Origin of the sequence: Anaerotruncus sp. G3(2012), assembly GCF_000403395.2 — a bacterium.
Lineage (GTDB): Bacteria > Bacillota > Clostridia > Oscillospirales > Ruminococcaceae > Anaerotruncus.
Genome location: NZ_KE159660.1, coordinates 85,528 through 89,619 on the forward strand (window position 1 = coordinate 85,528; position 4,092 = coordinate 89,619).

A 4,092-nucleotide genomic window follows, 5' to 3' on the forward strand; every position below is an offset into this window, starting at 1 on the left:
CGGCATTAGCCGCGCTTCGCGCCTGCGCGAGAAAGCCGCGAGTGGGGGCGTTTTGGTCTGGAACCCAAAACGCCGCGCACCTTTGAGGAAGGCGCCCTGCGCCTGGAAGTTTGGTCTGGGACCCAAACTTCCGTTGTCTATCTGTCCCACTTGTCGCAGAGCGACTGGATCTGGCTGGTGAACCGGGCGAGGTCCTTGTTGGTGCCGCCCTTGTTGTGTTCGATGACCACCATAAGCCGTTTTCCGGCGGCGAGCAGACGCGCAAATGCGGCGGAAACCGGACGCAGCGTCCCGGCCTTTTTGGCCTGCGGGCGCACGCCTTTTTCGACCATGATGTTGGCAGCAAGGTCGTAGCGCTCACCGTACTCGGGGGCGGAAACCGGTATCCCGTACCGGGATTCGAGCAGCGCGGCAAACTCGTCGCAGACGGTGCGGTCCCCATGCACCACGAAGATCCGGCGGGGCCTGGGGGAGAAGGCGTCCAGCCAGCGGAGCAGCCCGGCCTGGTCGGCGTGGCCGCTCACCCCTTGCAGCGCCACGATTTCCGCCCGCACGTCGATCGTCTCTCCAAACAGCTTGATGTTGGGTGCGCCCTCGAGGATCGCGCGGCCGGTGGTGCCCACCGCCTGGTATCCCACGAATACTACGGTGGATTCCTCCCGCCAGAGGTTGTGCTTGAGGTGGTGCTTGATCCGCCCGGCCTCGCACATCCCCGACGCCGAGATGATCACCTTGGGGCGGTTATCGAAGTTGATCGCGCGGGATTCGTCGCTCGTGACCGCGAGGTTCAGCCCATAGAAGGTGATCGGGTTGATCCCGTGGTTGACCAGCTCGAGCGCTTCCTCGTCGAAACAGTCGAGCCGGTTCTCGTTGAAGATGTTGGTTGCCTCGATCGCGAGCGGGCTGTCCACGTAGACCGGGAAATCCCGGTGGCCCTGCACCAATCCGCGCGCTTTGATCTCCCGCAGGAAATAGAGCATCTCCTGGGTGCGCCCCACCGCGAACGACGGGATGACCACATTGCCCCCGCGGTCGAGGGTGCGCTGGATGATCTGCGCCAGGCTTTCGCTGTAGTCGGGCGGCGGGTTGTGCAGGCGGTTCCCGTAGGTCGATTCCACCACCACATAGTCCGCCTCCTCGAGGAAGGCCGGGTCTTTGATGAGCGGCTGGTTGATGTTGCCGATATCCCCGGAGAACGCCAGCTTGGAGGTTTCGCCCGCCTCGTCGATCCATACCTCGATCGACGACGACCCCAGCAGGTGCCCCACGTCGATGAACCGCACTTCGATTCCCTCACAGAGCTGGAACCGTTTGCCATAGCTGCATGGGACCAGATTGCGGATCGCATTTTCCGCGTCCTCCATCGTATAAAGCGGTTCGTACGGCTCCTGCCCCGACCGCTTGCCCTTGCGGTTGCGCCACTCGGCTTCGAATTCCTGGATGTGCGCCGAGTCCCGCAGCATGATTTCACACAGGTCACAGGTCGCGTCGGTCGCGTAGATCTGCCCCCGGAACCCCTGCTTGCTCAACAGCGGCAGGTGTCCCGAATGGTCAATGTGTGCGTGGGTCAGCAGCACATAGTCGATCTGCGCCGGGGTGAACCGCGGTTCCGGCGGCTCGATCTCGTCCCCGCCCTGCCGCATCCCGCAGTCGATCAGGATGTGCTTTCCACACGCTTGCAGATAATGACAGCTCCCCGTCACCTCATGGGCTGCCCCTAAAAATGATAACTGCATACATTCACTCCCTTTTTTGGCAGCGTCTGTCCGGCTCCCGGCAAAAACACCCTCACGCGCGGCTTCCCCACACAGGCGCGGAACGCCGGATGCCGCGGGTGGCTGTGTCCTGTGTTGCCGGAGCCGGACCTTTTTGGATGTGGTGCGCTCTTTGTCTATATTGTAGCATATTTCGCCGCTTTTTCCAAGGAAAATTTGGGGGATTGTGCAGCGGTGCAGCGCGTTACCTCTTAAAAAGGGGAGAAACCAGGAGGGGAAAGATTCCCTCCTGGTTATTGACTGGAAAGCGTTCCCATGATAGAATAAGGACAAGGTGCCGCCACAACGGTTGCAGGCGGTTGGCCCCCTTGAAGAAAGGGGGAGATGCTTATGGTTACATATGTGGAACTGTTCCAGTTCTGTCTGGTAATTCTGGGCGTTGTTGCTCTTGTATTAGATGCAACAAAAAGAAATAACCGCCACCCTAGCCAAGTGCTGCGGTTATTTCCGTAAATCTTAAAGGGGGCTGACCGTCTGCCGGTAGCGCCTTCTTTCGTCTTTATGATACTCTGTAATGTGGGCGCTGTCAAGAGAATGGGTGGGTTGCGATTGGGAAGGAGCCTTTGCAAAGGAGCGGAAATGAAACGTTTTTTCGGCTGGTGGATGGCTGTTTGTGTGGTGCTGGCGGGGTGCTGCGGCTGCGGGCGGCAGGGCCTGCCTGTGCCCGAATTCCCGCTGGAGGCTGGTGTGGTCGAGGCCGCGCTGGAGCGGGCTGGGCTTCCGTGGACGATCGCGGCCGAGGAATCCTGGGCCGAGGGGCAGACCGTTTACACCCTGCACGACCCGGAAGGAAGGATGGTTGCGATCGTCTCGAGTACGGGGGAGCCGCAGGGGCGGATGCTCCGGCTCTCCTTCCTGCCCTCCGAAAATGACCCGTATGGGGTGAGCGTTTCGCTGCCCGCGCAGGATTGGGAAAAGGCGGTTATCTTTGCAACGGTTCTCTATGGCGGGTTCGAGAGCGGACGGGAGGTCTATGACGCGTTCCTCGCAACCCGCAATGAAAAGAGCGCCGCTGTGCAGCAGGGGGAACCGCCCTCCGGCGCGCGCAAAACCTACGAAGCGGTTACCGAATGGAAAAGCGAAATCAGGGGAACCGGCTGTGCTGTACGCATCGGGCAGCCGCGCGCCGATGCGCCGGAATCGGATTTGCTGCTGATTTTGTTCTGTCCCGCTGACCAATGAAAAAGGAGGGAAGTTTTCCCCTCCTTTTTATTTTGGCCGATCAACCCCCGTCGGAATCTCCCCAAATTTTTTTGGTAGGCGGGAGCCTTTTTTAGGGGGCTTTTTCTCTTGCAAAAAGCCCCCTCTTGCCGCTCCGCGGCAATTCACCCGACTGCCGCCGCAGCGGCGTGCATAGGCCAACCGGCGCGAAGCGCCGGCTCTTAGGCCGGAGCAAAAAGCGCTTCTCAGGCGGGCGCGCGGCGCGCCCAGGCAGGCGTTCCGCTTGCTGCGGCAAGCGGCGGGGGCTCTGCCCCTCGACCCCGCGATTTTTCGAGAAAAATCGAGTAAAGCTTTTTGGTTATGGGGTGGTGGTTTTCCAATGCTTGCGATAGGCGTAAAGCTCGTAGGCGATCATGCAGAGCCAGCCGCAGGCCACCCCGGCGGCTGCGCCGGTGACGCCGAGCGGCGGAACCGGCAGCCAGGTGATGGCGACACGTATCGGAATCTGCACGAGGGTTGCATAAAGGGTGACCTGGAGTTTTCCCAGCCCGCGGAACAGGCCCTGGAACGAATTGCAGACGCCGGTACAGATGTAAAACAGCGCCATCAGGATCGACGCGCCCATCGAAATCCCCACGATCAGAAAGATCAGGATGTTCATAACCGGCCCCGCCGCACCTACCGCTGCCAGCGCCTGTTTTCCGTCCATCCGCCCCACTACCAGCGAGTCTATCGTGTTGTAAAGCTGCTGGAACAGGTTCCCGAACAGCAGCGGCACCGCGTAGGCCAGCATGTGCCGCGGGATGCTGCCGGTGGTCATGTCTCGTGTCATCGGAACCAGACCTTTCTGGATGTTGTACGTCTTTTGTCTGTATTGTAGCATATTTCGCCGCTTTTTCCAAGGAAAATTTGGAGGATTGTGCAACAGTGCAGCGCGTTGCCTCTTAAAAAGGGGAGAACCCAGGAGGGGGAAGATTCCCTCTTGGTGATTGACTGGAAACCAGTCCCATGATAAAATGAGTGCGGGCGCTGCAGCAACGGCAGGCGGTCAGCCACACCACCCGAAAGGGGGTGAGGCAATGCCAATTACCATAACGTTACATATCTTTGGATATACCGTAACGATACGGATAAAAGGCAGAAACCGCCACTCGGC

General features: G+C 59.9%; 3 protein-coding genes. 1 reads left to right on the forward strand and 2 read right to left on the reverse strand.

Translation table 11 applies throughout. From position 1 onward, the window contains the following. Window positions 1-137: 137 nt before the first annotated feature. Window positions 138-1,736, reverse strand: coding sequence for an MBL fold metallo-hydrolase RNA specificity domain-containing protein (locus tag C814_RS11030; protein ID WP_016317910.1), 1,599 nt, complete (start codon window positions 1,734-1,736; stop codon window positions 138-140). A 618-nt stretch (window positions 1,737-2,354) separates the two neighbouring features. On the opposite strand from C814_RS11030, the gene C814_RS11035 reads away from it, so the two are divergent. Next, window positions 2,355-2,957: a hypothetical protein gene (locus C814_RS11035; RefSeq protein ID WP_016317912.1), complete on the forward strand. Its 603-nt coding sequence runs from the start codon at window positions 2,355-2,357 to the stop codon at window positions 2,955-2,957. A gap of 337 nt (window positions 2,958-3,294) precedes the next feature. Here C814_RS11035 and C814_RS11040 read toward each other — a convergent pair whose 3' ends face one another. Continuing rightward, window positions 3,295-3,819: an MATE family efflux transporter gene (locus tag C814_RS11040; RefSeq protein ID WP_081644956.1), complete on the reverse strand. Its 525-nt coding sequence runs from the start codon at window positions 3,817-3,819 to the stop codon at window positions 3,295-3,297. Window positions 3,820-4,092: the final 273 nt, after the last annotated feature.

What these genes read in the sequence shown, in the direction of transcription:
- C814_RS11030 (WP_016317910.1), bottom strand. Translation starts at nt 1,736, where the DNA reads ATGCAGTTATCATTTTTAGGGGCAGCCCATGAGGTGACGGGGAGCTGT.
- C814_RS11035 (WP_016317912.1), top strand. Translation starts at nt 2,355, where the DNA reads ATGAAACGTTTTTTCGGCTGGTGGATGGCTGTTTGTGTGGTGCTGGCG.
- C814_RS11040 (WP_081644956.1), bottom strand. Translation starts at nt 3,819, where the DNA reads ATGCTACAATACAGACAAAAGACGTACAACATCCAGAAAGGTCTGGTT.